This window comes from Serratia sp. BFP-2025 (assembly GCF_050880365.1).
In the GTDB taxonomy this organism is placed as follows: Bacteria; Pseudomonadota; Gammaproteobacteria; order Enterobacterales; family Enterobacteriaceae; genus Serratia; species Serratia surfactantfaciens.
Genome location: NZ_JBPAFV010000001.1, coordinates 3017739 through 3043465 on the forward strand (window position 1 = coordinate 3017739; position 25727 = coordinate 3043465).

The window sequence follows — 25727 nt, forward strand, 5'->3', positions numbered from 1 at the left end:
GCAGACCTGAGGGAAAACAACAAAAAATCGCCGGCGGAACGGCGCGGAATTTGTGGGTTGGCACAATTCAGTCGTGCATCAGCATGCCGATATACAGCCGCAGAGCATCGGTTAATTGATTGATTTTCATGCCGGTTATCGCCTCGATGCGCTGCAGGCGATAACGCAGGGTATTGACGTGAATATGCAGCTGCGCGGCGGTCTGCGTCTGATCACAATTCTGCGAAAAATAGTGGCGCAGCGTACCGCGCAGCACGCCTTTTTCGTCCTGTTCGCCCAGCGTTCGCCAGGGGCGCCCCAGCTCCTGAGCACGCCAGTCCTCCCCCAGATCGCACAACAGCGACGGCAACGGATAGTCGTGGTAGAACAGCGTGGCATGGCGCAGTTTCAGGCGCTGCGCCATCGCCTGGGTGGCGCGCGCCGTCAGGCTGGAGCGGTAGGCGCTTTGCGGATCGTCATAAAAACCGCCGACGATCAGCCGCACCCGAAAACGGTGTTTAAGCTGGTTTTGCAAACGCTGCGCCTGTTGGCGCTCCAGCTTCAGGCTCCATTCGCCCTGCGCCATACAGGCCGGGCGCAGCAGGGTCATCTCATTGAAGCCGGTAATGGCGATCAACGCATCGCGCTGGGTGGCTTCCAGCTCCGCCAGCAGCTCACGCAGCAGGTGCGGCTGCGCCTCTTGCAGCTCGACGATCCACACCATGCGCGCCTGGCGCAGATCCAACCCCAGATACGCCGCCATCGCTTCCAGCGATGCGGTGTTCGGCTGTGGCTGCAGCAGCTGATTCGCCAGCTCTTCCCGGTAGCGTTTTTCCCACTGATGCTGATCCAGCAGCGCCGCCTGCTCCACCATCATCTCCGCCGCCATCTTGACCAGCTCGGCGTAAGCGCGCACCTCGGCCGGCTCACCGGAAATGCCGATCACTCCCACCCGCTGATTGCGAAAGCTGAACGGCAGGTTGATGCCGGGCCGCACCCCTTTCAGATGCTCGGCGGTGGCGCGATCGATCTCCACCACCCGATTCTCCGCCAACGCCAGCACCGCGCCCTCATGGCGCTGAAACAGACGCTGCGGATTGCCGGAGGCGATGATCACGCCGTTGCTGTCCATCACGTTGACGGAATGGCTGATGATGCCCATCGCCCGCTGGACGATCTGGCGCGCGGTGGCTTCCGCCAGAAGATTGGTTTGTCTGAGCATGGCCGGCTCCCTGCTGGTGGTGAAAACGCAGGCTTGTTATACGCCATTTGGCACGGGCGATTAATGGGCACGGCCGCAACAAGCCGCCGCGATCACAGTTTGGCGGGAAAACGGCCAAAAAAAACGCCGGGCCACTGGCCCGGCGTCATGCACAACCCGCTTGCGATCAACCGAGGATGGTCGCCAGCTCTGCGCTCACTTCGGCAACCTTGCGGGTGCCGTCGATTTTGCGGTATTGGGTGTTGCCCGCCGCCGCTTCTTTGCTGTAGTAAGAGATCAGCGGCGCGGTCATCTGATGGTATTCCACCAGGCGCTTGCGCACGGTCTCTTCCTGATCGTCCTTGCGCGTGGTCAGCTCTTCGCCGGTCACGTCGTCTTTGCCTTCCACCTGCGGCGGATTGAACTTCACGTGGTATACGCGGCCGGACGGCGCGTGCACGCGGCGGCCAACGATGCGGTCAACGATCAGCTCGTCCGGCACGTCGAACTCCAGCACGAAGTCCACGTTGATGCCGGCTTCTTTCATCGCGTCAGCCTGCGGAATAGTGCGTGGGAAACCGTCCAGCAGGAAGCCCTTGCGGCAATCTTCCTGAGCGATGCGCTCTTTGACCAGCGCGATCACCAGCTCATCGGTCACCAGCTTGCCGGCGTCCATGATCTCTTTCGCCTGCTTGCCCAGTTCACTGCCGGCCTTCACGGCTGCGCGCAACATATCACCGGTGGAGATTTGCGGAATGCCGTATTTCTCCATGATGAATTGAGCCTGAGTACCTTTACCAGCGCCCGGAGCGCCCAGCAGAATGATACGCATTGCGTAAATCCCCTTGCTATGTAGTTTTTATAAAATTGCGAAAACGCTCAACGATACCATTTCAGGGGGGGCAGGCTCAAGGCGCGCGAAGGAAATCGATTGCGGAATGTGCAAAAAAACAGACGAACAAAAGGCGAGAAAATGCGGGAAAAAAACGAAAATGCGCCCCTAACTGTGCCGTTAAGGGCGCATATCTTCAACTTTAGGCGGACAACAACTTATTCATGCGACGGATGAACAGGTTCGGATCCTCCAGCGTGCCGCGTTCAGCCAGCAGCGCCTGATCCAATAACAGGTCGATCCATTCGGCGAAATGTTCGTTATCGCCCACGTCGGATGCTCGTTTGACCAACGCATGCTCGGGATTAAGCTCGAAAATGTACTTCACTTCCGGCGCCTGTTGACCGGCGGCGGCGAACAGCTTGGCCATCTGGGTGCTCATTTCGTCGGCGTCGGTCACCACGATCGCCGGCGTATCGGTCAGGCGGTGCGTCAGGCGCACATCCTTCACGCGCTCGCCCAGCAGGGTTTTCACGCGTTCGACGAACGGTTCCAGCTGCTTCTCGGCGGCTTTCTGCTCTTCGGTTTCATCCGCCAGTTTGTCCAGCGCTTCATCCGCTTTGCTGACCGACTGGAACGCCTTGCCGTCGAACTCGGTCAGGTAGCTCATCATCCACTCGTCGATGCGATCGGACAGCAGCAGCACTTCGATGCCTTTCTTGCGGAACAGCTCCAGGTGCGGGCTGCTCTTGGCGGCGGCGTAGCTGTCGGCGGTGATGTAGTAAATCTTCTCCTGCCCTTCCGCCATGCGGCCGACGTACTCTTCCAGCGACACGGTCTGCGCCGAGCTGTCGCCGTGAGTGGTGGCGAAGCGCAGCAGTTTGGCGATCGCTTCCTGATTGCCGTTGTCTTCCGCCGGCCCCTCTTTCAGCACCAGACCGAATTGCTGCCAGAATTTCTGGTAGCCTTCGGCGTCGTCTTTGGCCAGTTTATCCAGCATCTGCAGCACGCGCTTGGTCAGCGCGCCGCGCAGGTTTTGCGTCACGCGGCTGTCTTGCAGGATCTCGCGCGACACGTTCAGCGGCAGATCGTTGGAATCGATCAGGCCGCGCACGAAGCGCAGGTAGTTCGGCATGAACTGCTCGGCGTCGTCCATGATGAACACGCGCTGCACGTACAGCTTCAGGCCGTGCTTGTGATCGCGGTTCCACATGTCCCACGGCGCCTGGGCAGGAATATACAGCAGGCTGGTGTACTCCTGCTTGCCTTCCACCCGGTTGTGGCTCCAGCTCAGCGGATCGGTGAAGTCGTGAGCGATATGTTTGTAGAACTCTTTGTACTCTTCGTCGGTCACGTCAGCCTTGCTGCGGGTCCACAGGGCCTGCGCCTTGTTGATCTTCTCCCAGGTGACGGTATCGTCTTCTTCGTTCTTGCTTTCGATCTCCACCGGCAAAGCGATGTGATCGGAATATTTGCCGATCACCGAGCGCAAGCGCCAGGCGTCGAGGTACTCATCTTCGCCTTCGCGCAGATGCAGGGTGATTTCGGTGCCGCGGGTCTCTTTGGTGATGTCGGCGATGGTGTAGTCGCCTTCGCCGGCGGACTCCCAGAACACGCCCTCGTCATCGGCGGCGCCGGCGGCGCGGGTGCGCACGGTCACTTTGTCCGCCACGATGAACGCCGAGTAGAAACCGACGCCGAACTGGCCGATCAGCTGGCTGTCTTTCGCCTGGTCGGAACCGATGGATTCCAGGAATGCTTTGGTGCCTGACTTGGCGATGGTGCCGAGGTTCTCGATCACTTCTTCGCGGCGCATGCCGATGCCGTTGTCGGCGATGGTCAGGGTGCGCTGCTCTTTATCGAAGGACAAGCGTACGCGCAGCTCGCCGTCGCCGGCGTACAGCTCTGGCGCGGACAGGGCGCGGAAGCGCAGCTTGTCGGCAGCGTCAGAGGCGTTGGAAATCAGCTCGCGCAGGAAAATTTCTTTGTTGGAGTACAGCGAATGGATCATCAAATGAAGCAGCTGTTTTACTTCAGACTGGAACCCGCGGGTTTCTTGACCTTTCATACTCATTGATTACCTCAAAAGACAATGGCTACCAAAATCGAACAATGAGGATCAGATGAGGGTCAGGGTGTTGTTTTTCAAGCGGACGGTGGGAAATTTTTGGCAAAAAACGCTGGGGCCGAACGACCGCGCCCAATTATTGATGTTCGGCTGATAACAACAAAGGAGGAAAAACGTGGTTTTTCCTCCTTTGTTCGCGATAGGACGGGGCCGAATGGCCCCACCCGGGAAAACATCAGAACTTGATGGCGTGGCGCCCGGCCAGAGAATGCGACAGCGTGGTGCCGTCGACCATCTCCAGCTCGCCGCCCACCGGCACGCCGTGGGCGATGCGGCTGGCGAGCACGCCATACTGGCCGCACATCTCGGCGATGTAGTTGGCGGTCGCCTCCCCTTCCACCGTCGGGTTGGTGGCGAGGATCACTTCGGTGATGCTTTCCTTTTCCAGCCGTTGCTCCAGGCGATCCAGACCGATATCGCCCGGCCCGATGCCGTCCAGCGGCGACAGATGCCCCATCAGCACAAAGTAGCGCCCGGCGAACTGGCCGGTCTGCTCGATGGCGTGGATATCCGCCGGGCTTTCTACCACGCAAATCTGGCCGTTTTGCTGACGGCGCGGATTGGCGCAGATAGTGCAGACGTCCTGTTCGGTGAAGGTGCGGCAGTCGGCACAGTGGCCGATCTCCGACATCGCGCGCGTCAACGCCTGCGCCAGGCGCATGCCGCCGCTGCGATCGCGCTGCAGCAGTTGGAACGCCATGCGCTGCGCCGATTTCGGGCCGACGCCCGGCAGGCAGCGCAGCGCCTCCATCAGGGATTCAAGGAGCGGGCTGGTTTGCATCAGAACGGCATCTTGAAGCCAGGCGGCAACTGCATGCCGCTGGAAACGGAGGCCATTTTCTCTTTCTGAGTCTCTTCGATGCGGCGCGCGGCGTCGTTAAACGCAGCGGCGATCAGATCTTCCAGCATCTCTTTGTCGTCTTCCATCAGGCTTGGATCGATCTCCACACGGCGGCAGTTGTGCGCGCCGTTGATGGTCACTTTCACCAGGCCCGCGCCAGACTCGCCGGTCACTTCCAATTTGGCGACTTCTTCCTGCATCTGCTGCATTTTTTCTTGCATTTGCTGGGCTTGCTTCATCAGGTTGCCCAGACCGCCTTTACCAAACATAGTCGTCTCTCGTCGCTAGGGCCGCGCACGTTGCGCAGCGTTTAAAGGGGGCGAATACTCTCTTCATCCAGGTCCGCGTCGAAGAACCGGCGCAACGTCTGAATGTTGGTATCCGCATCGATGGACTGGCGCGCCTGCGCCAGTTTTTCTTCATAGATGGCTTGTCGCCATTCCAGCGGGGTGCGCTCCGCCGGATTATCGTCCTCCACCACGGTCAGCTCAACCGGGTTGCCATACAGCTCCCCGAGCGCGTCGGCCAGCGTCTTCTGCGCCGAAGGCGAATTCAGATGGCGCTGCGAAGACCGCAGATGGAGGCTAATTTTGCCCGGCTCCGGCTGCTGCTTGAAGGCGTTTAACGCCAGCTGCTGCACCAGTTTCGGGATCTTCAACTTATCGATTTCCGCCGCCCAGGCATCGCGCTCCAGCGACTCCACCACCAGCTTGGCGGCCAGCTCCGGCGTTTTCTCGTGTTCCAACGCCGTGCGCAGCGCTTTCGGCGTCGCCAGCGGTTCCGGCGCCGCTTCCGGCTCGGTCTGCGCGCGCCAGCGATAGGCTTCCGGCTTCGCCGGTTTTTCCGGCACCTTCTTCTCCGCCAGGCGCTGCTGGCTACGCTCGGTCACGGAAGCCAAACGCCCCAGCGCCGAGTTTGCCGGCCGCGCTATTCCTGGCGCCGCCGGCTCATTCTTTTTTGGTGTGGATGCTCCCTGCTGCCGTTGCAGCTGGGACCGCGCTTTCAACAGCTGGGCGGTGGCATCCGGTAACGGAGTCGATGATTGTCGCTGTGGCGCGGCCGGCTGCCCTAGCGGCGGCGGTGCGTCCTGAAACTGCGGCGGCTGTTGCGATGCGGCGGCCTGCGGCTGCGCCATCGGCGCCGGCGCGGTCTGCACCAACGCCACCGGCTCCGGGATCACCGCTTTCGGATGAAACGCCAGCGCGCGCAGCAGGGTCATCTCAACCCCCATGCGGCGATCCGGCGCATAGGCCAGCTCTTTGCGGCCCACCAACAGCGTCTGGTAATAGAGCTGCACATCGGCCGGCGGCAGGGTGCGCGCCAGCTCACGCAGCCGTTGTTCCACGGCGGCGTAGTGGTTGTCGAGCATCGAAGGCAGTAGCTGCACCATCGCAATGCGGTGCAATAGCGCCAGCGTCTCCACCAGCAGATTTTCCCAGTCCACGCCGCGCGAAGCGGCCTGCGCGACCTGCGCCATCACCTTTTCGCCGTCGGCGCTGACCAGCGCTTCGAGGATCGCCAGCGGCTGCTCGTCATCAAGCGTGCCGAGCATCTGGCTGACGGTGGCGGCGGTCACCTGCCCCTGCCCCATGGCGATCGCCTGATCGGTCAGGCTCAACGCATCGCGCATGCTGCCGTCGGCGGCGCGCGCCAGCAGCTGCAGCGCGCGGGCGTCGCTGGTGATCTGTTCCGCCGTCAGCACCGTTTCCAGCTGCTGACGGATCTGATCGACGTCCAGCGCTTTGAGGTGAAACTGCAGGCAGCGGGAAAGAATGGTCACCGGCAATTTTTGCGGATCGGTGGTGGCCAACAGGAATTTGACGTGTGCTGGCGGCTCCTCCAGCGTCTTCAGCAAGGCGTTGAAGCTGTGGCGCGAGAGCATGTGCACTTCATCGATCAGATAGACCTTGAAGCGGCCGCGCGCCGGCGCGTACTGGACGTTGTCCAGCAGATCGCGGGTATCTTCCACCTTGGTTCGTGAAGCGGCGTCGATCTCGATCAGATCGACGAAGCGGCCCTGCTCGATCTCGCGGCAGTTGTCGCATTGGCCGCACGGCGTGGCGGTGATGCCGGTTTCACAGTTCAGGCCTTTGGCCAGCAAGCGCGCGATGGTGGTTTTCCCCACGCCGCGCGTGCCCGAGAACAGATAGGCGTGATGGATCCGCCCCAGCGAGAGGCCGTTGGCCAGCGCGGTCAGGACATGTTCCTGGCCGACCACGTCTGCGAACGTTTGAGGGCGCCACTTACGGGCGAGAACCTGATAGCTCATTAATACCGGAGAAGTCGAGTAATCTGGAGGGTCATGCTAACACAGCCCCGCGGCGATCCGCGAGGCCGTTGTGCCCGAGGGGCGATGCCGCATCAATGACCGGCGAAATCCACCAGGCAGTAGCAATCGATGCCCAGCTTGTTCAGACGCGCTTCCCCGCCCAGATCCGGCAGGTTGATGATGAACGCGGCGTCTTTTACTTCACCGCCCAGGCGGCGGATCAGTTTGGTGGTCGCTTCGATGGTGCCGCCGGTCGCCAGCAGATCGTCCACCACCAGCACTTTGTCACCCGCGGTGATGGCGTCGGTATGGATCTCCAGCTTGTCGGTGCCGTACTCCAGCTCATAGCTTTCGCTGAGCGTGGCGCGCGGCAGTTTGCCCGGTTTGCGCACCGGCACGAAACCGACGCCCAATGCCAGCGCGACGGGCGCGCCGAACAGGAAACCACGCGCTTCGGTACCCACCACCTTGGTCACGCCCGCTTCGCGATAGCGCTCAACCAGCAGCTCGATGCTGGCGGCGTAGGCCAACGGGTTTTCCAGCAGGCTGGTCACGTCGCGGAACAGGATGCCCGGCTTCGGATAATCCGGGATGGTTTTGATACTGTCTTTAATAAACTGAAGCTGCTGCGCAGTAGCGGTCATAATTGTTGCCTGATAAAACTGCCTGAAAACCGGTGCGCCGCTCACCCACCGCCTCCGGGAGAAACACACCGGAGAAGAAATGGTAGGCGATCCGCGCACGAAAACGCCCAAATCTATGCAAACTGGCGGACAAATGCAACCGGCGGCGCACAATCAGCGCTGTTTTTGTTGCGACAGGTCAATAACCGGCAGGCGCAGCATAAAGGTCAGCAAAATAGCCAGCATCAGCAGCAACAGCCCGCGCACCCACCAGATTTTCACCAGCCACAGCGAACAGGCGAAGGTGAGCACGATCACCAGCACCGCCTTCCACTTCGCCCCCGGCGGCAGCGCGCGATGCTGCTGCCAGTGGCGCAGGTAAGGACCGAACCAGGAGCGGTGCAGCAGCCAGTGATGAAAGCGCGGCGAAGAGCGGGCGAAGCACCAAGCGGCCAACAGCAGGAACGGCGTGGTCGGCAGCAGCGGCAGCACCACGCCCAACGTCGCCAGCACCACCGCCAGCCAGCCTAAAATGATCAATAACCCACGCGTCATGCGGCTCTTCGCTCCTCAATCGGTTGCCGCCTACTGTAGCATCGGCGCCGCGCCGGCGGAATATGCGTGCGGCGCTTGTTTCACGGCAGGATCGCGGGCAAGCTTACGCCTGTTGAAATCAAGAGGGAGCTTATGTGAGCACTCAGCGTCTATTACAGGTGTTGGCACAGCAGATCGCGGCGCTGGCGGCCGAGGTCACCCCGCGCGGCGATGTTCCGATCCCGCAGGCGCGCTTCGACGCCGCCCTGTTCGCCAACCGCGGCACGCGGCTGCGCGACTATCTGGCCGAGGTGGAGAAAAACTTCGCCCAGTTGCAACACGCAGCCAACGACAGCCGCGCCAGTCAGGTGGCCTTTCTGGCCGAAAAGCTGGTAGCCCAGATCGCCGCCCTGCAGCGCGAACTGGCGACCCAGGCGCTGCGGCGCAAGAACCAGCCGAAAGAAGCCCCCGAGGCCGATCTGTACCACAAGCTGGCCGAGCATCAGGACTACGAACGCCGGCTGATCGCCATGATTCAGGATCGGGAAAGCCTGCTGGGGCGCCAGACCACGCTGGCGGCGCAGCAAAAGCTGCAGCACGAGCTGGCGGCGCTGGAGGGGCGGCTGATGCGCTGTCGTCAGGCGCTGGCGCGCATCGAGCGCAATATCGAACGCAAAGAAAACGGTTTTTGAAGATTTATCACAATATTTTAATGATTATTCCCGGTTGCGCGCCGGGTTCACTATACTTTGCCGATACGTGAATTTTTCATCTCATTAATCAATAAGCGCAGGTGCCATGTCTCTGGAAAACGCCTCACCCGAACTGCAGCTGGCGGTAGACTTGATCTACCTGTTGGAATGCAACGAAATCGATCCGGCTACCGCACTGGCGGCGCTGGATATCGTCAAACGGGATTATCAGGAAAAGCTGCAGCGCGCCGGCGTCACCTCCCCCTATCTGCCCGCCGGACAGTAATAAGGGACAGCGCCGCTGTCCCTTTCGCCTCTTCTTTCTTCATCAGCCCGCCGTCTGGCCGCCTTCATCCGGCGACAGCGTTCTCTTCACTTCCTGCACTTCATTGCCCTGCTGGTTATGCAGATACACCTCCAGCTGATTGAAGGCAATATCGATGCCGTTTTCCCGGCACAGGCGATCGATTGAGCGGTTCAATTCGTCCACGGTATAGCTGCGATCGCGCAGTTCGCGCACATACAGCCGCAGTTCGTGATCCAGCGTGCTGGCACCGAAGTTGAGGAAGAACACCTGCGGTTCGGGATCGGTCATCACCCGCGGATTGTCGTGCGCCGCCTGCAGCAACACCTTTTTCACCTTATCGAGATCGGAGCCGTAAGCCACCCCCACCTTGATCAGCACGCGAGTGATGGTGTCGGACAGCGACCAGTTGATCAGCCGCTCGGTGACGAACGCCTTGTTCGGGATGATCACCTCTTTGCGATCGAAGTCGGTAATGGTGGTGGCGCGAATGCGGATCCGGCTGACCGAACCGGAGAAAGTGCCGATAGTGATGGTATCGCCGATACGGATCGGGCGTTCGAACAGAATGATCAGACCGGAGACGAAGTTGGCGAAGATCTCCTGCAACCCGAAGCCTAACCCGACCGTCAAACCGGCGGCCAGCCACTGCAGTTTGTCCCAGGCTACGCCGAGCGATCCCAGAGCGACCACCGCCCCCACGGCGGTAATCAGGTAGGTGAGCACGGTGGTGATGGCGTAGGAAGTCCCCTGCCGCAGCTGCAGCCGCGACAGCACCACCACTTCCAGCAGACCGGGCAGGTTGCGGGTGAGAACATAAGCGACGATCACCGCGGCGATCGCCACCATCATATTGCCCAGCGTCACCGCCTGCGCCACGCTGCTGCCCGCCACGGTGCTGGTGTAATGCCACAGCGTGATGCTGTCCAGGTAAGCGATAACCGTCACCAAATCCGACCAAATGGCGTAGAAGGCGCTGGCGAAGATGGCGAACAGCACCAGGGTGGTCAGGCGCAGCGATTGCTGGTTGATCTGATCGAGCGCCAGCGGCGGCTCTTCCACCACCGGTTCGCCACCTTCAGCCCCCTCTTTCGCCACGTTTTGCCGCCGCGCCAACGCGCGCCGGTAGGCCAGGCGCCGCGCCGCCACGCTCAGGCCGCGCAGCGCGGTCAGATACACGATATTCCACAGGAAGAACAGATACAGGCTGTCTATCCAACGGCTGGCCAATCGCAGCGTGGTATAGAAGTAACCGGCGAACATCAGCCCCAGCAGGATCAGCGGCGTGGCGGCGATGGCGGTAACCACCACCAGCCGCACGGCGTGCGAGCCCTTTTCGCGCCAGCTGTCGCGACACAGCGGGAACACCAGCACCGCGAGCAGCGCCAGCGTCAGCATCACCACGATCTGGCCGATGACGTCTTCCACCAGGCGCAGCGGCGCCTTCTCGCCCAATACCGACCAGAAGATCAACGGCTGCAGCGCCAGCCCCAGACGCAGCGTCTGACGGCGGTAATGCGCGCACAGATTGGCCCCGAAGTTGAAATGCCGCTCGGCGATACCGCCCGGTTTCAGCATCCGATAGCTGAAGCCGAACACCAGCCACGACAGCGCCAGCTGCTGCGACAGCGCCCAGATAAAGTCGCTGATGCCGAAATCGGCGCGATACATCCAGAAACCGATGCCGAGCAGCAGCGCGGCGCCTGGCAGTACCTTCAACAAGGTCAGCGCGATGGCCTTCGGCGTGTGCAGTTGGCTGTCGCGCTTCAGTTGCCCCACGTCGTTGGCCAGCTTTTGCAAATGGTTGTCGATCAGCCGGTAGCGCCAGCGCAACACGCCGATCGCCAACAGCAGCGGGATCAGGAACACCAGCGCATTCAACCCGCCCTGCACCAGCTTGCCGCCGTCAAATTTGATATCGAGCCCGGCGAGCTGATCGCGCACCGCCTCGGGCATCGCCTTGAGCCACGCCAGATCGACCGGTTTGTTGCTGTTGACCCAGAAAATCTGCTGGGTCAGCGTATCCTGCAACGAACCGTAGACGCTGGTCAGCTGCTGCTGGTTGATCTGCAGATTGATCGACAGCGACAGCTGGTTGCTGAGCTGCTTATTCAGCTGATCCAGCAGCTCGCGGCGCATATCGATAATTTCGTTCAGCGCGTCGATCACCTCCGGGCCGGCCTTTTCCTTGCTCTCGGTCACCAGTTGGTTGATGTAATCCTCGCCCTTGAACAGATCGTCGCGCTGCTGATTAATGTCGAACTGTTCCAGCCGCAGATCGGCGATGCGCGTGTCCATGTCCGCCAACAGCGTGCCCTGCGGCAAACTTTGCTGCTGCTGATACAAAATGCGCGACAACACCAAGCTGCCCTTCAGCACCTGGATCTGCTCTTTCAGGTTGCGCTCCGCCTGCAGCCCGCGATCGAGCCAGTTTTTGACCCGAATGTTCTGCTGGAATAGCGTGTTGCTCTCTTCGGTAGCGGCGATCAGCCGCTGGCTCAGTTGACGGTTGACGTCCAGCTGCTTGCTGACCAGCTGATCGTGCTGGATATCGGTGGCGTCTTCCGGGTTCTGCGCCTCTTTGGCGGTCTTTTCAGACAGCGTCAACCGCTTGCTGTTGACGATCTCCTGCAGCAGCTGCACCGAGCGATCCAGCGCGTCGATATGCGCCGTCGTGTAGTCGCGCTGCTTTTGCAGCAGATCCTGCAAAGTGGTATTGGCTTCCAGGCTTTTGCGCTGCAGCTCCAGCTGCGCGTTGAGCAGCGCCTGTTCGGTGGCCAGCATGACCTGTTGGCTGTTGCGCAGCGAATCTTGCCCCGGCGTCTGGCCGCTGAGTTGGCTGCGGATCTCCTGCAGACGCTGCGAAGCGGCATACATGGTGCTCTGCACCCGTTCAGGCTGAGTTTGCAGCGACACCAGTTGGCTGTTGTAAGTGGAGAGGCTCTCCTGCGCGCTTTGCAGTTCATCAAGCGTTTGATACAGCCGGCTTTCCAACTGGCGCAGCGACAGCGGCAATAGGGCGGCGCGCGCCGCAGCGCTGTCTTCAGGCCGTTTCAGCGCATCCAGCTCGGCGGTGACCTGATTAAGCTTCGCCGGCGCCTGCTGCACCTGCTGTTTGAGCTGCGCAGCGTCCTGCCGGTTGCGCTCGATGGCGTCCAGCAGCTCCAGCGTACGGGTCAAATCCTGTTGGGAGAGCTTTTCGACCGGCGTCAGAGCTTTCTGTTTGTTCAGCGCTTCCAACTGGCTTTGCACTTCGCTACGCTGCGGCAGATCGCCGTTCAGCGCCGCCTGCGCCGGAAAGATGAACGCGCAAATCAGGAAAAGGAGTGTCGCGGCGGCGATGCGCCGCCGGCATGCGCCGACAAACGAGAGCGGCGCCAGAGAAGGCAGAGTCAACCAGCGATGCATGATTTAGCTTCGGATCGGTAAAGATGCCTGAAGATTATCACGATCGCCGGCGGGCAACGAACAACAAAAACGTTGCCGGTGATGTCCCGTTGTCGCGAAATCAGAAAGTCAGCACTTTCTCCGCCGCCAGCGTCCACTGCGCCAGCTCGACCAGCGTGCCGATCGCCACGCCGTCCGCCAGCGGCAGGCGGCTGACGCCGCGCGCGTCGGCGCAGGTCTTGCACAGCTTGACCGGCACCTGCTGCGCGGTGAGGATCTCCAACATCTGCTGCAGATGGTATCCTTCGTGCGGCTGCTGCCCGGCCAGCCCGGCCACCACCGCATCGGACATCAGAAACAGCCGCAGGTCGAGGCTGCTCTGCTGCTCTTTCATCGCGATAGCCAACCGCAGCGCATTGAACAAGGATTCATGGCCATAGGCGGCGCCGTTGGCGATAAGAACGACTGATGACATGAAGTCTCTCCTTATATTTATCAAGACTTATTATAAAGGAAGGCGGCCGGCGTCTGGCGTTGTTAGCGTCGGCGCATCGGGTTTGAGGCGCAGGGTGGGGCAAAACTGCAGCATGTCCAGGAACGCGTCCACCAACGCTTCGGCCTCGGCCCGCAGATCAAAACTTTCCGGCATAAACAGCCAGTTTTCCATCAGGCCGGTGATATAACCGCGCAGGATGATCGCCGCCCGGCGAGTGTGCAGATCGCTGGGCAATTGCCCGTGATGTATGCAGTTATACAGCACGGCCTCGATGCGTTCATAACCGGCGAGATACAGCACTTTGCGCGAATCCAGCAGCGGCATCATTTCACCGACAAACTCGCATTTGTGGAATATAATTTCCATCAACGCCCGCCTGCGGCAGTCTTCCACCGTAGACGTCAGAATGTAAATCAGAATTTCTCGGATAACCCGCAGTGGATTATCGGGAAACTTTGCCTGATACTCTGTCTCGAGCTGGTCAATTTTCGGCTCGGTAGATTCCCAAACTTCATTAAACAGGTCTACCTTATTCTTGAAGTGCCAGTAAATAGCTCCACGCGTAACCCCAGCAGCGGTGGCAATATCTGTCAGTGACGTTGCAGCAACGCCACGTTCAGAGAACTCTCTCACCGCAGCATCAAGTATTTGCTGTCGGGTTTCTTGTGCCTGCTGTTTGGTTTTTCGTGCCATGGCATTGTTATTTAGGGGGAGTGTGATTTACATACATTCGCGAATGTATGTACCATAGCACGCACATATAATTAACGCAGCAATGGGTTTTAAAGCTTGTGATCCATTGATCATTTTGAAATCGGACACTTGAGGTTTTTCTATGAACAAAAACAGAGGGTTAACGCCTCTGGCGGCCGTTCTGATGCTTTCAGGCAGCTTAGTGCTAACAGGATGTAACGATAAAGAAACCCAACAGCAAGGCGCTCATCAACAGGCACCTGAAGTGGGCGTAGTGACCTTGAAAGCCGAGCCTCTCAACATCACTACCGATCTTCCTGGCCGCACCGCTGCGTATCGTATCGCCGAAGTTCGCCCTCAGGTCAGCGGCATCATCCTGAAGCGCAACTTCGTTGAAGGCAGCGATATCAAGGCCGGGACGTCCCTGTACCAAATCGATCCCGCCACCTATCAGGCCAGCTACGACAGCGCGAAAGGCGATTTGGCCAAAGCGCAGGCCAGCGCTTCGATCGCGCGCGTGACGGTAAACCGCTACAAACCATTGCTGGGTACCAGCTATATCAGTAAGCAGGACTACGACAACGCCGTCTCCACGCTGCAGCAGGCGGATGCCGCCGTCGTGGCCGCCAAGGCCGCCGTGGAAACCGCGCGCATCAACCTGGCGTACACCAAGGTGACCTCTCCGATCTCCGGCCGCATCGGCAAATCCGCCGTGACCGAAGGCGCGCTGGTCAGCAACGGCCAGGCGACCGCCCTGTCCACCGTGCAGCAGCTGGATCCGATGTATGTCGACGTCACCCAGTCGAGCACCGACTTCCTGCGCCTGAAGCAAGAATTGGCCAGCGGCGCGCTGAAACAGGAAAACGGCAAGGCTAAAGTGAAACTGATGCTGGAAAACGGCGCCGAATACGCGCAGGAAGGCACGCTGGAGTTCTCTGACGTCACCGTCGATGAGACCACCGGTTCCATCACCATTCGCGCTCTGTTCCCTAACCCGAACGATACGCTGCTGCCGGGCATGTTCGTGCGCGCTCGTCTGGACGAAGGCGTGCGCAGCGATGCGCTGCTGGTACCTCAGCAAGGCGTAACCCGCAACCCGCGCGGCGACGCGACGGCGCTGGTGGTAGGGGCAGACGACAAAGTTGAACTGCGCACGCTGAAGGCGGACCAGGCGATTGGCGACAAATGGCTGGTTACCGATGGCCTGAAAGCCGGCGATCGCGTGATCGTCACCGGCCTGATGAAAGTGCATCCGGGCGCGCAGGTAAAAGTGCAGGAAGTTGACACTCAGGCGCAAAAACAGCCGCAGTCTGAAGCGCAGAAGTCATAAAAAGGAGCCGGTAATACATGGCTAAGTTCTTTATAGATCGCCCAATTTTCGCCTGGGTTATCGCCATCATCGTCATGTTGGCGGGGGTGCTTGCAATAATGAAACTGCCAATTGCGCAGTATCCCACTATTGCACCGCCGGCGGTGAGCATTTCCGCCAACTACCCGGGCGCAGATGCCAAAACGGTGCAGGATACCGTCACGCAGATTATCGAACAGAACATGAACGGTATCGATAACCTGATGTACATGTCCTCCACCAGTGATTCCTCTGGTAGCGTCACCATTACCCTGACGTTTGAATCCGGCACCGATCCTGACATCGCGCAGGTTCAGGTCCAGAACAAACTGTCGTTGGCCACCCCGCTGCTGCCGCAAGAAGTTCAGCAGCAGGGCCTGAAAGTAGAAAAATCCAGCAGCAGCTTCCTGATGGTGGCCGGCTTCGTTTCCGACGATCCGAACATGACTCAGGACGATATTGCGGACTACGTGGCGTCCAACATCAAGGACCCGATCAGCCGTTCGTCCGGCGTGGGTGAAGTGCAGCTGTTCGGTGCCCAGTACGCGATGCGTATCTGGCTGGACCCGAACAAGCTGAACAACTACCAGCTGACGACCACGGACGTGACTTCCGCCATCACCGAGCAGAACAACCAGATCGCCGCAGGGCAGCTGGGCGGCCTGCCGCCGGTGCCGGGGCAGCAGTTGAACGCCTCGATCATCGCGCAGACCCGTCTGACTTCGCCGGAAGAGTTCGGCAAGATCCTGCTGAAGGTCAATACCGACGGTTCCCAGGTGCGCCTGCGCGACGTCGCTCACATCGAGCGCGGCGCGGAAAGCTACGCCGTTACCGCTCGCTATAACGGCAAGCCTGCCGCCGGTCTGGGTATCAAACTGGCTACCGGTGCCAACGCCTTGAACACCGCCAAAGGTGTGAAAGACGAGCTGGCCAAGATGGCACCATTCTTCCCGCAAGGGATGAAAGTGGTTTATCCGTACGACACCACCCCGTTCGTTAAAATCTCCATCAACGAAGTGGTGAAAACGCTGATCGAAGCCATCATCCTGGTGTTCCTGGTGATGTATCTGTTCCTGCAGAACTTCCGCGCGACGTTGATCCCAACCATCGCGGTGCCGGTAGTACTGCTGGGGACCTTTGCGATACTCGCGGCGTTCGGCTTCTCGATAAACACCCTGACGATGTTCGGTATGGTGTTGGCGATCGGCCTGCTGGTGGATGACGCCATCGTGGTGGTGGAAAACGTCGAGCGCGTGATGTCCGAAGAGGGGCTGCCGCCGAAAGAAGCCACCCGTAAATCGATGGGCCAGATCCAGGGCGCGTTGGTGGGTATCGCCATGGTGCTGTCGGCGGTATTCGTGCCGATGGCGTTCTTCGGCGGTTCAACCGGCGCCATCTATCGCCAGTTCTCGATCACCATCGTGTCCGCGATGGCGCTGTCAGTGCTAGTGGCCTTGATCCTGACGCCGGCGCTGTGCGCCACCATGCTCAAACCGATCCCGAAAGGCGATCACGGGGTTAAAACAGGCTTCTTCGGCTGGTTTAACCGCATGTTCGAGAAGAGCACGCATCACTACACCGACAGCGTGGGCAACATCCTGCGCAGCACCGGTCGCTACCTGATCATCTACCTGCTGATCGTGGTTGGCATGGGCCTGCTGTTCCTGCGCCTGCCTTCCTCGTTCCTGCCGGATGAAGACCAGGGCATCCTGTTGACCATGGTGCAGCTGCCTGCCGGCGCCACCGAATCCCGCACCAACAAAGTGCTGGAAGAAGTCTCCGACTACTTCCTGAACAAGGAAAAGGACAACGTGGTCTCGGTGTTTACCGTCGCGGGCTTCGGCTTCAACGGTAACGGCCAGAACAACGGTCTGGCGTTCGTCAGCCTGAAAGACTGGGGCGAGCGCCCAGGGGCCGGAAACAAGGTCGAAGCGATCGCGGGTCGCGCAATGGGTGCGTTCTCGCAGATTAAAGAAGGCCTGGTGTTCCCGTTCAACCTGCCGGCGATCATCGAACTCGGTACCGCAACCGGCTTCGACTTCGAACTGATCGACCAGGGCGGCCTGGGGCACGAAAAACTGACCGAAGCGCGTAACCAGCTGTTGGGCATGGTTGCTCAGCATCCGGACGTGCTGGTGGGTGTGCGCCCGAACGGCCTGGAAGATACGCCGCAGTTCAAACTGATCGTCGATCAGGAGAAAGCCAAGGCGCTGGGCGTCAGCATCACCACCATCAACAGCACGCTGAGCACCGCGCTGGGTGGTTCGTACGTCAACGACTTCATCGACCGCGGTCGTGTGAAGAAGGTGTACGTACAGGCCGAGGCGCCGTTCCGCATGCTGCCGGAAGACATCAACAAGTGGTACGTGCGCGGAACCAGCGGCCAGATGGTACCATTCTCCGCCTTCTCTTCGGCGAAATGGGAATACGGCTCACCGCGTCTGGAACGCTATAACGGCTTGCCGTCGATGGAAATTCTCGGCCAGGCCGCACCGGGCAAGAGTACCGGTGAAGCGATGAACCTGATGGAACAGCTGGCGTCCAAACTGCCAAGCGGCATCGGTTACGACTGGACCGGCATGTCCTATCAGGAACGTCTGTCGGGCAACCAGGCGCCGGCGCTGTACGCCATCTCGATTCTGGTGGTGTTCCTGTGTCTGGCGGCGCTGTATGAAAGCTGGTCGGTGCCGTTCTCGGTCATGTTGGTATTGCCGCTGGGGGTTATCGGTGCCTTGTTGGCCGCGACGATGCGCGGCATGAACAACGACGTGTACTTCCAGGTGGGGCTGCTGACCACCATAGGTCTATCGGCGAAGAACGCCATCCTGATCGTGGAATTCGCCAAGGATCTGATGGAGAAAGAAGGCAAAGGCCTGATCGAAGCGACGTTGGAAGCGGTGCGTATGCGTCTGCGTCCAATCCTGATGACGTCTCTGGCCTTCATCCTCGGGGTTCTGCCGCTGGTTATCAGCAGCGGTGCGGGCTCCGGCGCACAGAACGCGGTGGGTACCGGCGTAATGGGCGGGATGATCACCGCTACCGTCTTGGCGATCTTCTTCGTACCGGTGTTCTTCGTGGTGGTTCGCCGCCGCTTCAGCAAGAAGAGCGAAGATCTGGAACACAGCCATCCGGTAGAGCACCACTGATCGCTCAGTGATGTGAGCTCCACCCGATAATCGAAAAGGCCGCGCATGCGGCCTTTTTCTTTTGCTTCAGTTGCTTAATGCAAACCGTTCTCATTAATTCACTCGTGAGTGCAATTTACGCTTGATCGTGATGTCAGGTCGGCGCATAATTATTGTTATAGTATAACATTACACGAGAGAGCCATCATGAAACCCGGCATCCATCCCGATTACCGCACCGTGGTATTCCACGACGTCAGCGCCAACGCCTACTTCAAAGTGGGATCGACCATCAAAACCGATCGCACCATCGAACTGGACGGTGAAAGCTGGCCGTATGTCACCCTCGACGTCTCTTCCGCTTCGCATCCGTATTACACCGGCAAGCAGAAAGACTACTCCAAAGAAGGCAGCACGGCGCGCTTCCAGCAGCGCTTTGGCCGCTTTATCGGCAATAAGTAACAAGGAAACCCCATGCAGGTATTGAGTTCATTGCGTTCGGCGAAAAACCGCCACCCGGATTGCAAAGTCGTGCGTCGTCGTGGCCGCATCTATGTGATCTGTAAAAGCAATCCGCGATTCAAAGCGGTACAGGGACGTAAGAAAAAGCGTTAACTCCAAAGTGTCATCTGTCGCAAAGCCCCGTTGCTGCTCAACGGGGCTTTTTTTATGACGAGAAGGTGCCTGCAAGCTGTCCCCCACCCGCGGGCGGGGGCAGTGATTACTTCATGCTGCTCAGCAGCGTGTCGACATTGTGTTTGAACGCCTGCTCATAGGTGGCCGCCGGGCCGCCGGCGCGGGAGAGCGCTTCCGGGTACAGCTCACCGCCCGCCTTGGCACCGGTCGCGGCAGCGATCTGTTTTACCAGCCGCGGATCGGTCTGGTTTTCGATAAAGTAAGCGTTAACCTTCTCCTGTTTAATCTGCTTAATCAGGCTCGCCACGTCGCTGGCGCTGGCTTCCGCTTCGGTGGAAAATCCGACCGGGGCGAGGAAAGTGACGCCATACTCTTGTCCAAAGTAACCAAAGGCATCATGGCTGGTCAGCACCTTGCGTTTCTGCGGCGGCACTGCGGCGAACTGGTTTTTGGCCCACAGGTCGAGCTTTTGCAACTGCTGGATGTATTCCGCGCCGCGCTGGCGGAAATAGTTGGCGTCCTCGGGATCGGCGGCAATCAGGGCGTTCATCACATTGGTGGCGTACTGCACGCCGTTTTTCATGCTGTTCCAGGCATGGGGATCGGTGATCGGTTTGCCGTCCTCCTCCATCTGGCGGGTATTGATGCCCTGTGAAGCGGTGATCACCTGCCCTTTATAGCCCGATGCCCCGACCAGACGATCGATCCACCCTTCCAGCCCCAGGCCACTGACGAACACCACATCGGCCTGCGCCAGCTTTTTGCCGTCCTGCGGCGAAGGCTCGAAGCTGTGCGGATCGCCATCCGGCCCCACCAGCGTGCTGACCTTGACGTGATCGCCCCCCACCTGCTTGACGATATCCCCTAAAATGGAAAAGCTGGCGACGGCGTCAACGGTCTTCGCCATCGCCCATGGGCTGGCCAGCAGAGCAGCGACCGCCAGCGATATAGGTAAACGTTTCATACTTTCTCCTTGCAAATGGCACTTCTCAACGGCGCGCGAAGGCGTAAATGCCGCCGCGCGTTCCAAACAGGATCGAAACGAAAAAGATGACGCTGGCGCTGAGCACGATCGCCGGGCCGGCGGGTAGCGAAGCGTAATAGGACCACACCAGCCCAATCAGGCTGGAAAGCGCGCCGATGCCCATCGCCGCCGCCAGCGTCTGCGGCAGGTTGCGCGCCCAGAAGCGCGCGCTGGCGGCGGGCAGCATCATCAGACCGACCGACATCAGGGTACCGAGGATCTGGAACCCCGCCACCAGATTGACCACCACCAGCGCCAAAAACAGGCCGTGGATCAACGCTAACCGGCGCGGCGCGTTGACGCGCAGAAAGGTGACGTCAAAAGATTCGATCACCAACGCGCGGTACAGCGCCGCCAACGCCAGCAGCGAAACCGTGGCGATCGCGCCGACCATCAGCATCGCCTGCGCATCCACCGCCAGGATCGAACCAAACAGCACGTGCAGCAGATCCACGCTGGAACCGCGCAGCGAGACCAGCGTGACCCCGAGCGCCAGCGACCCCAAATAGAACCCGGCGAAACTGGCGTCCTCTTTCAGCGGCGTGCGGCGGCTCACCAGGCCGGACAGCATCGCCACCGCCAGCCCGGCGATAAAACCGCCCACGCCCATCGCCACCAGCGACATGCCGGAAATCAGATAACCGATCGCCGCGCCAGGCAACACCGCGTGGGACAACGCATCCCCCACCAGGCTCATGCGGCGCAACAGCAGAAACACCCCCAGCGGGGCTGCGCTGAGCGACAGCGCCAGGCACGCCATCAGCGCGCGGCGCATAAAACCGAAAGAGAGGAAAGGATCGATAAGCCCATGCAACAGCATCATGGCGCCACCGCCCGCAGACCCGGCTGCCGTTCGGCGGCCTGATAGCGCGGCACCTGTTCCAGCACGCGCTCGGCCGCGCCCCAATGGCACGCCTGCGGGGTCAGCAACAGCACCTGCGGAAAATGCTCGGCAACCATCGACATATCGTGCAGAACGGCGATTACCGTTCTCCCCTGCCGGTGCAATTGCGCAATCGCCTGCAGCAGGATCTGCGTGGTGGCGCTGTCGATGCCGGTAAAAGGCTCATCCAGCAGGATCAACGGCGCCTGCTGCACCAGCAGACGCGCAAACAGCACCCGCTGCAACTGGCCGCCAGACAGCTCGCCCACAGGGCTGTGCGCCAGCGCACTCATGCCGACGTTCGCCAACGCCTCATTAACCAGACTCGCGGCGCGCTTGTTCATGCCGCCGAACATGCCGCTTTGCGACCAACAGCCCATCGCCACCAGATCGCTCACCGCTATCGGGAATTGCCGATCCAGTTCCGCCTGCTGCGGTAAATAAGCCCTGCGCGGCGGCTTTGCGTCGTTAAAACTCAGGCAGCCCGCCAACGGCGGCAACAAACCGGCGAGGGTTTTCAGCAACGTCGACTTCCCGGCCCCGTTGACGCCCACCACCGCGGTTAACGAACCGGCGCTAAACTGCCCGTTCAGCGGCGGGAAAAGCGGCGTAGTGCCATAACCTATCGCCAGTTGGCGTAATGTGATCATGGCAGCGACACCGCCCAAAAAATGCCGAGCCACAACAGAGCCAATAAAACAGCGGCACCCGCACAACGCACAGCAGCGGAAGTGGTAAACAGTGAATTCAGTGACGGCGCGGCGTCATCTTGCGAAGTGGGGGTCAATGTCGTGGCCAGCAAGGCAAGTTAATAGTTATAATATAACATCACAATCACCGTGACGCCTCAAGTCCTACCGTGCCCATTAATGCAACGGAACGTAACAACCGACGAGACACCGCCCTCCGCCACTGTCATCCATATCAAAAACAGGGATATTCCCATTCTGCGCAAATGTTGTTTTAAGGTAAAAAACCGAAGTAAATCGAAAATTTTACCGACGAGAGCGGAAAAGGAGTAAGATAAGCGGATAACATTGCTGTTGGCCAAGATTAATGCGTGTTACCCTTGCCTGTAACCTGGACGTCAACGCACTTTCTGTTAAAGAATTAAAGAAAGTGATTAATGACAATATTGCGGAGTTAGTACCTGCGCTGACCAGCGGACTCGATTTTTATTCCGAAAGCGCACGTTACGCCGAAGATTCATTAGAAATACTTGATATAGTGCGACAAAGCGAGAGCGATTATTCAATGCGTTATCGCTATAAGTGGGGAATTTTTAATGCCTGCCTGGATATCAACAGCGAAGACACTCTCAGCGATAGCGTCCGGTTCAGTGTGACAGAGCGGGGTTTAATCTTCGACATCATTGATAACTCACGGCCATCAACTGCGGATGAATTGTAAGTTTACGTAATAACTGCAGGCCAAACGCGAAAAAATGATTTATATTAATTTTACGGGAAGTTTATTTAACCACCGTTAAGCTGCCTCCGTTCATGATGTAAATCAGCTTACTCACATAGTGTTATCACACCGCAATTAAGACTTACGGAGGGGATGATATGGATGAGTATTCGCCTAAGCGACACGATATTGCTCAGCTCAAATTCTTGTGCGAAAATTTGTATGATGAAGGTATCGCCACCCTGGGAGACAGTCACCATGGCTGGGTTAACGATCCGACATCTTCCGTCAACCTGCAGCTGAATGAGTTGATTGAACATATCGCTTCGTTTGTGATGAGCTATAAAATTAAATACATGGACGAATCCGATCTGTCGGAGTTAGTCGAAGAATATCTCGACGATACCTATACGTTGTTCAGCAGCTACGGTATCAATGATTCCGACCTGCGCCGTTGGCAAAAAACCAAGGCGAGATTATTCAGAATGTTCTCAGGAGAGGACATCTGTACGACAATGAAAACTTAGGGGATAATTATTCCCGAGCTATTTTACGGTTATTAAACTAAAAGGCTATCATGACTAAAACCGACTATCTGATGCGTTTACGTAAATGCACCACGATTGATACTCTCGAACGTGTTATCGAGAAAAATAAGTACGAGCTTTCCGATGATGAACTGGAGCTGTTTTACTCAGCCGCCGATCACCGTCTGGCAGAGCTCACCATGAACAAACTGTATGACAAAATCCCCACCTCCGTTTGGAAATATGTCAGATAATCAGCCCCCAACGCGTTGAGCCGATGCCTTTATCGGCCTCAATGTCAAAACTGAATACGTATTTTTCCTATTGACAACAAAATGTCATTTACGTTCCCGCTCGTCAGTAATAATGAATAGAAACAATTTTCTTTTAAATAGGGCGTGTTATGTCACTGTGCCCCAATATGCTCTCGCCTAATAGCCACTCATTCATTATCTGGAAAGTGCCGGAGGCAACGGCGGAAAGTAACGCACGCTCACTGCCAGGCGGAAAAGGGCATGGAGAAATGAAGCGATTCACGAGGAACAGACAACGAGCAGAAGCTCAAATGGGTGGGGGCCCTGCCAGCTACATCCCGGCACACACGTCACCTGCTGCGGCTGCTTCCTTCCGGACCTGACCGAGTTCACAAGTTAGTGTTGCGGGAGAACCAACAGGGCCCCCATTGACGGCTTCTGTACTCCGAAGCGGTGGGCATTATCGGCGATGCCCCACCAAATAGCAAGCCAACCGGGGCCAACCGCTGTTTTCTTGCCCACCTGCATTGTGGCACACTCTTCGCCTGGATTTTGATTCGCGCAGGAACAGCAACATGCAACCAGAAGACGCCTCTTTCAGCCAGCGGGTATTCCATATCGTGGCCGCCATTCCTTTCGGCAAAGTCACCACCTACGGCGAAGTCGCCCGGCTGGCCGGTTCACCGCGCGCCGCGCGTCAGGTCGGCGGCGTACTGCGCCGTTTGCCGGAAGGCAGCACCCTGCCCTGGCACCGGGTGATCAACCGCCACGGCCAGATCTCGCAGCAGGGAGAGGATTTTCAACGGCAGCGGCAGGCCTTGCTGGCGGAGGGCATCATTTTCGGCCCGCACAGCACGGTCGATTTCGATCGCTACGGCTGGCGCTGGTAAAACAAAACAGCCTTTGGCCGAAGCGCAAAGGCTGTTGATTTCATCTTGCTGTACTGCAGTAAGATTACTGCATGGCGGTTGGCGCAGCCTGAATCGGCACACCCTGAACCGGAACCAGCAACAGATCGGCACGGGTGCCGTTGCGATTGACCACTTCCTGGATGGTGTCGGTAATAAACATCAGTCGCCCGTTGACCGTCACCGCCGCGCTCAGAATGATGCGCGCATTCGGTTGAATGTCGGACGGGTTATACGGCAGCGTAAAGCTGAACGGCGCCTGTTGCCCTTCAGTGCGTACCGCGCGCTGTGCAATCACTTTAGACGGCGCATCCGCCAGCGAGGCATCAGAGAGGGTGACCGTCAGTACGGCGTCCGGCGGCAGCGCAATGCGCTGACGTATATTAACCGAACCTGTCACCGCCGGGCCCTGAATCTGCGTTTGCGCAGCCGCCGGGTTGCCGGCCGTCTGTGTAGGCACATCAGCACTCTTTTGCGCGCATCCTGCCAGCGTGATCGTCAGTGCCGCGGCACCGCCTACGATTTGCCAGAGTTTCATGGATCGGTCTCCTTTTTTATTATCAACATGTTGGTGGCTTTAACCACCGCACCCATTAAACTTAGCACAAAACACTGATAAATCCACTTTGCCCCACCTATTAATCACTTAGCCCGCCGAAAACGCTCACTATTAAGAGCATTCTCATCACCGCTTTAACGCCGGATGTTGACGCCGCGCCGTGATATTCCGCACACTGAACAAAATGATTATTAGAAAGGTAACAATTTTATGAGCCAGGCATTGCAAAACCTCCTCGATCTGCTGGATCTGGAGAAAATCGAAGAAGGGCTGTTCCGCGGCCAGAGTGAAGATCTGGGGTTGCGCCAGGTGTTCGGCGGGCAGGTGGTTGGCCAGGCGCTCTACGCCGCCAAACAGACGGTGCCGGATGAGCGCAGCGTGCATTCGTTCCACAGCTACTTCCTGCGTCCGGGCGACAGCAGCAGGCCGATCGTCTACGACGTGGAAACCCTGCGCGACGGCAACAGCTTCAGCGCACGCCGCGTCAGCGCCATTCAGCACGGCAAACCCATCTTCTATATGACCGCCTCCTTCCAGAGCCCGGAAGAAGGTTTCGAACACCAGAACCAGATGCCGGAAGTGCCGCCGCCGGAAGGGCTGCTGTCCGAATCAGAGATCGCCCAGAAGCTGGCGCATATGCTGCCGGAAAAAGTGCGCGATAAATTTATCGGCCAGAAGCCGCTTGAAATGCGCCCGGTAAAATTCCACAACCCGTTGAAAGGCAGCGTGGAGGAACCGCATCGCTACGTGTGGTTCCGCGCCAACGGCAGCATGCCGGACGATCAATGCATCCACCAATATCTGCTGGGCTACGCGTCGGACTTTAACTTCCTGCCGACGGCGCTGCAGCCGCACGGCGTCGGCTTCCTCGAGCCGGGGATGCAGGTTGCTACTATCGATCACTCGATGTGGTTCCACCGTCCGTTCCGCATGGATGACTGGCTGCTGTATGCGGTGGAGAGCTCTTCCGCTTCCGGCGCACGCGGTTTCGTGCGCGGCCAGATCTACACCCGCGACGGCGTGCTGGTCGCCACTACCGTGCAGGAAGGGGTAATTCGCCAGCGCGACGCTTGA

26 protein-coding genes, 1 other RNA gene and 1 other annotated feature are annotated in these 25727 nt (G+C 58.9%); of the genes, 11 read left to right on the top strand and 16 right to left on the bottom strand.

The genetic code is table 11. From position 1 onward, the window contains the following. Positions 1-67 precede the first annotated feature (67 nt). The 8 genes from ACRAWE_RS14490 to ACRAWE_RS14525 form a co-directional block, all read right to left on the bottom strand. Positions 68-1201, bottom strand: a complete 1134-nt coding sequence (locus tag ACRAWE_RS14490) for a sugar diacid recognition domain-containing protein (RefSeq protein ID WP_063918852.1) — start codon at positions 1199-1201, stop codon at positions 68-70. Positions 1202-1367: 166 nt separating this feature from the next. Then, the gene (gene adk, locus ACRAWE_RS14495; protein ID WP_004940261.1) at positions 1368-2012 is read right to left on the bottom strand and encodes an adenylate kinase; all 645 of its coding nucleotides are present in this window, start codon (positions 2010-2012) and stop codon (positions 1368-1370) included. A 202-nt stretch (positions 2013-2214) separates the two neighbouring features. After that, entirely contained in the window at positions 2215-4080 is a 1866-nt protein-coding gene (gene htpG, locus ACRAWE_RS14500) for a molecular chaperone HtpG (RefSeq protein WP_019454163.1), read from the bottom strand. A gap of 235 nt (positions 4081-4315) precedes the next feature. Further along, complete coding sequence (gene recR, locus ACRAWE_RS14505) at positions 4316-4921, bottom strand: recombination mediator RecR (protein WP_004940263.1); 606 nt, start codon at positions 4919-4921, stop codon at positions 4316-4318. Further along, on the bottom strand, positions 4921-5250 hold the full coding sequence (locus tag ACRAWE_RS14510; protein WP_004940264.1) for a YbaB/EbfC family nucleoid-associated protein: 330 nt from the start codon (positions 5248-5250) through the stop codon (positions 4921-4923). The genes recR and ACRAWE_RS14510 overlap by 1 nt, the downstream gene beginning before the upstream one ends. Before the next feature lie 41 nt (positions 5251-5291). Then, positions 5292-7250 carry a DNA polymerase III subunit gamma/tau gene (gene dnaX, locus ACRAWE_RS14515; RefSeq protein ID WP_154747592.1) on the bottom strand — a complete coding sequence of 653 codons (1959 nt, stop codon included), beginning with the start codon at positions 7248-7250 and terminating at the stop codon, positions 5292-5294. Further along, positions 5895-5959 (bottom strand) — a sequence feature (DnaX frameshifting element). Its footprint overlaps the gene before it by 65 nt. 92 nt (positions 7251-7342) lie before the next feature. Continuing rightward, a complete protein-coding gene (gene apt / locus ACRAWE_RS14520) occupies positions 7343-7894 on the bottom strand; it encodes an adenine phosphoribosyltransferase (protein WP_019454166.1) in 552 nt (183 codons plus the stop codon). A 153-nt stretch (positions 7895-8047) separates the two neighbouring features. Next, a complete protein-coding gene (locus ACRAWE_RS14525) occupies positions 8048-8428 on the bottom strand; it encodes a DUF454 family protein (protein WP_019454167.1) in 381 nt (126 codons plus the stop codon). A 134-nt stretch (positions 8429-8562) separates the two neighbouring features. Here ACRAWE_RS14525 and priC point away from each other — a divergent pair, with 134 nt between their 5' ends. Continuing rightward, positions 8563-9099 carry a primosomal replication protein PriC gene (gene priC, locus ACRAWE_RS14530; RefSeq protein WP_025160057.1) on the top strand — a complete coding sequence of 179 codons (537 nt, stop codon included), beginning with the start codon at positions 8563-8565 and terminating at the stop codon, positions 9097-9099. A 106-nt stretch (positions 9100-9205) separates the two neighbouring features. Beyond that, the gene (gene rsmS / locus ACRAWE_RS14535; protein WP_016928837.1) at positions 9206-9385 is read left to right on the top strand and encodes a pleiotropic regulatory protein RsmS; all 180 of its coding nucleotides are present in this window, start codon (positions 9206-9208) and stop codon (positions 9383-9385) included. Positions 9386-9427: 42 nt separating this feature from the next. Here the strand turns inward: rsmS and mscK are convergent, their stop codons facing one another. The 3 genes from mscK to acrR all read right to left on the bottom strand — a co-directional run bounded on the left by mscK (position 9428) and on the right by acrR (position 13979). Beyond that, entirely contained in the window at positions 9428-12811 is a 3384-nt protein-coding gene (gene mscK, locus ACRAWE_RS14540; RefSeq protein WP_019454169.1) for a mechanosensitive channel MscK, read from the bottom strand. 100 nt (positions 12812-12911) lie between these two features. Further along, entirely contained in the window at positions 12912-13265 is a 354-nt protein-coding gene (locus ACRAWE_RS14545; protein ID WP_004940282.1) for a DsrE/DsrF/TusD sulfur relay family protein, read from the bottom strand. Positions 13266-13295: 30 nt separating this feature from the next. Then, the gene (gene acrR / locus ACRAWE_RS14550) at positions 13296-13979 is read right to left on the bottom strand and encodes a multidrug efflux transporter transcriptional repressor AcrR (protein WP_432525519.1); all 684 of its coding nucleotides are present in this window, start codon (positions 13977-13979) and stop codon (positions 13296-13298) included. Positions 13980-14121: 142 nt separating this feature from the next. On the opposite strand from acrR, the gene sdeX reads away from it, so the two are divergent. The 4 genes from sdeX to ykgO all read left to right on the top strand — a co-directional run bounded on the left by sdeX (position 14122) and on the right by ykgO (position 19067). Continuing rightward, positions 14122-15309 (top strand): multidrug efflux RND transporter periplasmic adaptor subunit SdeX, encoded by a 1188-nt coding sequence (gene sdeX, locus ACRAWE_RS14555; protein WP_025160059.1) that lies wholly within the window; start codon positions 14122-14124, stop codon positions 15307-15309. Positions 15310-15326: 17 nt separating this feature from the next. After that, on the top strand, positions 15327-18473 hold the full coding sequence (sdeY, locus tag ACRAWE_RS14560) for a multidrug efflux RND transporter permease subunit SdeY (protein WP_019454172.1): 3147 nt from the start codon (positions 15327-15329) through the stop codon (positions 18471-18473). Positions 18474-18659: 186 nt separating this feature from the next. Further along, on the top strand, positions 18660-18914 hold the full coding sequence (locus tag ACRAWE_RS14565) for a type B 50S ribosomal protein L31 (RefSeq protein WP_004940303.1): 255 nt from the start codon (positions 18660-18662) through the stop codon (positions 18912-18914). Positions 18915-18926: 12 nt separating this feature from the next. Continuing rightward, positions 18927-19067, top strand: coding sequence for a type B 50S ribosomal protein L36 (gene ykgO / locus ACRAWE_RS14570; RefSeq protein WP_004940304.1), 141 nt, complete (start codon positions 18927-18929; stop codon positions 19065-19067). 106 nt (positions 19068-19173) lie between these two features. Here the strand turns inward: ykgO and ACRAWE_RS14575 are convergent, their stop codons facing one another. From ACRAWE_RS14575 to ACRAWE_RS14585, 3 genes are read right to left on the bottom strand one after another with little or no spacing between them, the layout of a single operon-like run. Beyond that, the gene (locus ACRAWE_RS14575) at positions 19174-20052 is read right to left on the bottom strand and encodes a metal ABC transporter substrate-binding protein (RefSeq protein WP_019454173.1); all 879 of its coding nucleotides are present in this window, start codon (positions 20050-20052) and stop codon (positions 19174-19176) included. 25 nt (positions 20053-20077) lie between these two features. Continuing rightward, entirely contained in the window at positions 20078-20935 is an 858-nt protein-coding gene (locus ACRAWE_RS14580) for a metal ABC transporter permease (protein WP_019454174.1), read from the bottom strand. Next, a complete protein-coding gene (locus ACRAWE_RS14585) occupies positions 20932-21645 on the bottom strand; it encodes a metal ABC transporter ATP-binding protein (RefSeq protein ID WP_063918849.1) in 714 nt (237 codons plus the stop codon). The genes ACRAWE_RS14580 and ACRAWE_RS14585 overlap by 4 nt, the downstream gene beginning before the upstream one ends. Positions 21646-22051: 406 nt before the next feature. On the opposite strand from ACRAWE_RS14585, the gene ACRAWE_RS14590 reads away from it, so the two are divergent. The 3 genes from ACRAWE_RS14590 to ACRAWE_RS14600 all read left to right on the top strand — a co-directional run bounded on the left by ACRAWE_RS14590 (position 22052) and on the right by ACRAWE_RS14600 (position 23186). Next, positions 22052-22405, top strand: a complete 354-nt coding sequence (locus ACRAWE_RS14590) for a hypothetical protein (RefSeq protein ID WP_019454176.1) — start codon at positions 22052-22054, stop codon at positions 22403-22405. Between the two features lie 158 nt (positions 22406-22563). Beyond that, positions 22564-22932: an Hha toxicity modulator TomB gene (gene tomB / locus ACRAWE_RS14595; RefSeq protein ID WP_004940312.1), complete on the top strand. Its 369-nt coding sequence runs from the start codon at positions 22564-22566 to the stop codon at positions 22930-22932. Between the two features lie 50 nt (positions 22933-22982). Beyond that, a complete protein-coding gene (locus tag ACRAWE_RS14600) occupies positions 22983-23186 on the top strand; it encodes an HHA domain-containing protein (RefSeq protein WP_004940313.1) in 204 nt (67 codons plus the stop codon). 322 nt (positions 23187-23508) lie between these two features. Here ACRAWE_RS14600 and ffs read toward each other — a convergent pair. Beyond that, positions 23509-23605, bottom strand: an RNA gene (gene ffs / locus ACRAWE_RS14605) — signal recognition particle sRNA small type. A gap of 156 nt (positions 23606-23761) precedes the next feature. On the opposite strand from ffs, the gene ACRAWE_RS14610 reads away from it, so the two are divergent. Further along, positions 23762-24076 (top strand): MGMT family protein, encoded by a 315-nt coding sequence (locus ACRAWE_RS14610; RefSeq protein ID WP_033647296.1) that lies wholly within the window; start codon positions 23762-23764, stop codon positions 24074-24076. A gap of 64 nt (positions 24077-24140) precedes the next feature. On the opposite strand, the gene ACRAWE_RS14615 is transcribed toward ACRAWE_RS14610, so the two are convergent. Next, positions 24141-24632, bottom strand: a complete 492-nt coding sequence (locus ACRAWE_RS14615; protein ID WP_004940318.1) for a YbaY family lipoprotein — start codon at positions 24630-24632, stop codon at positions 24141-24143. 231 nt (positions 24633-24863) lie between these two features. Between ACRAWE_RS14615 and tesB the strand changes: the two genes are divergently transcribed. Further along, positions 24864-25727 (top strand): acyl-CoA thioesterase II, encoded by an 864-nt coding sequence (gene tesB / locus ACRAWE_RS14620; RefSeq protein WP_063918848.1) that lies wholly within the window; start codon positions 24864-24866, stop codon positions 25725-25727.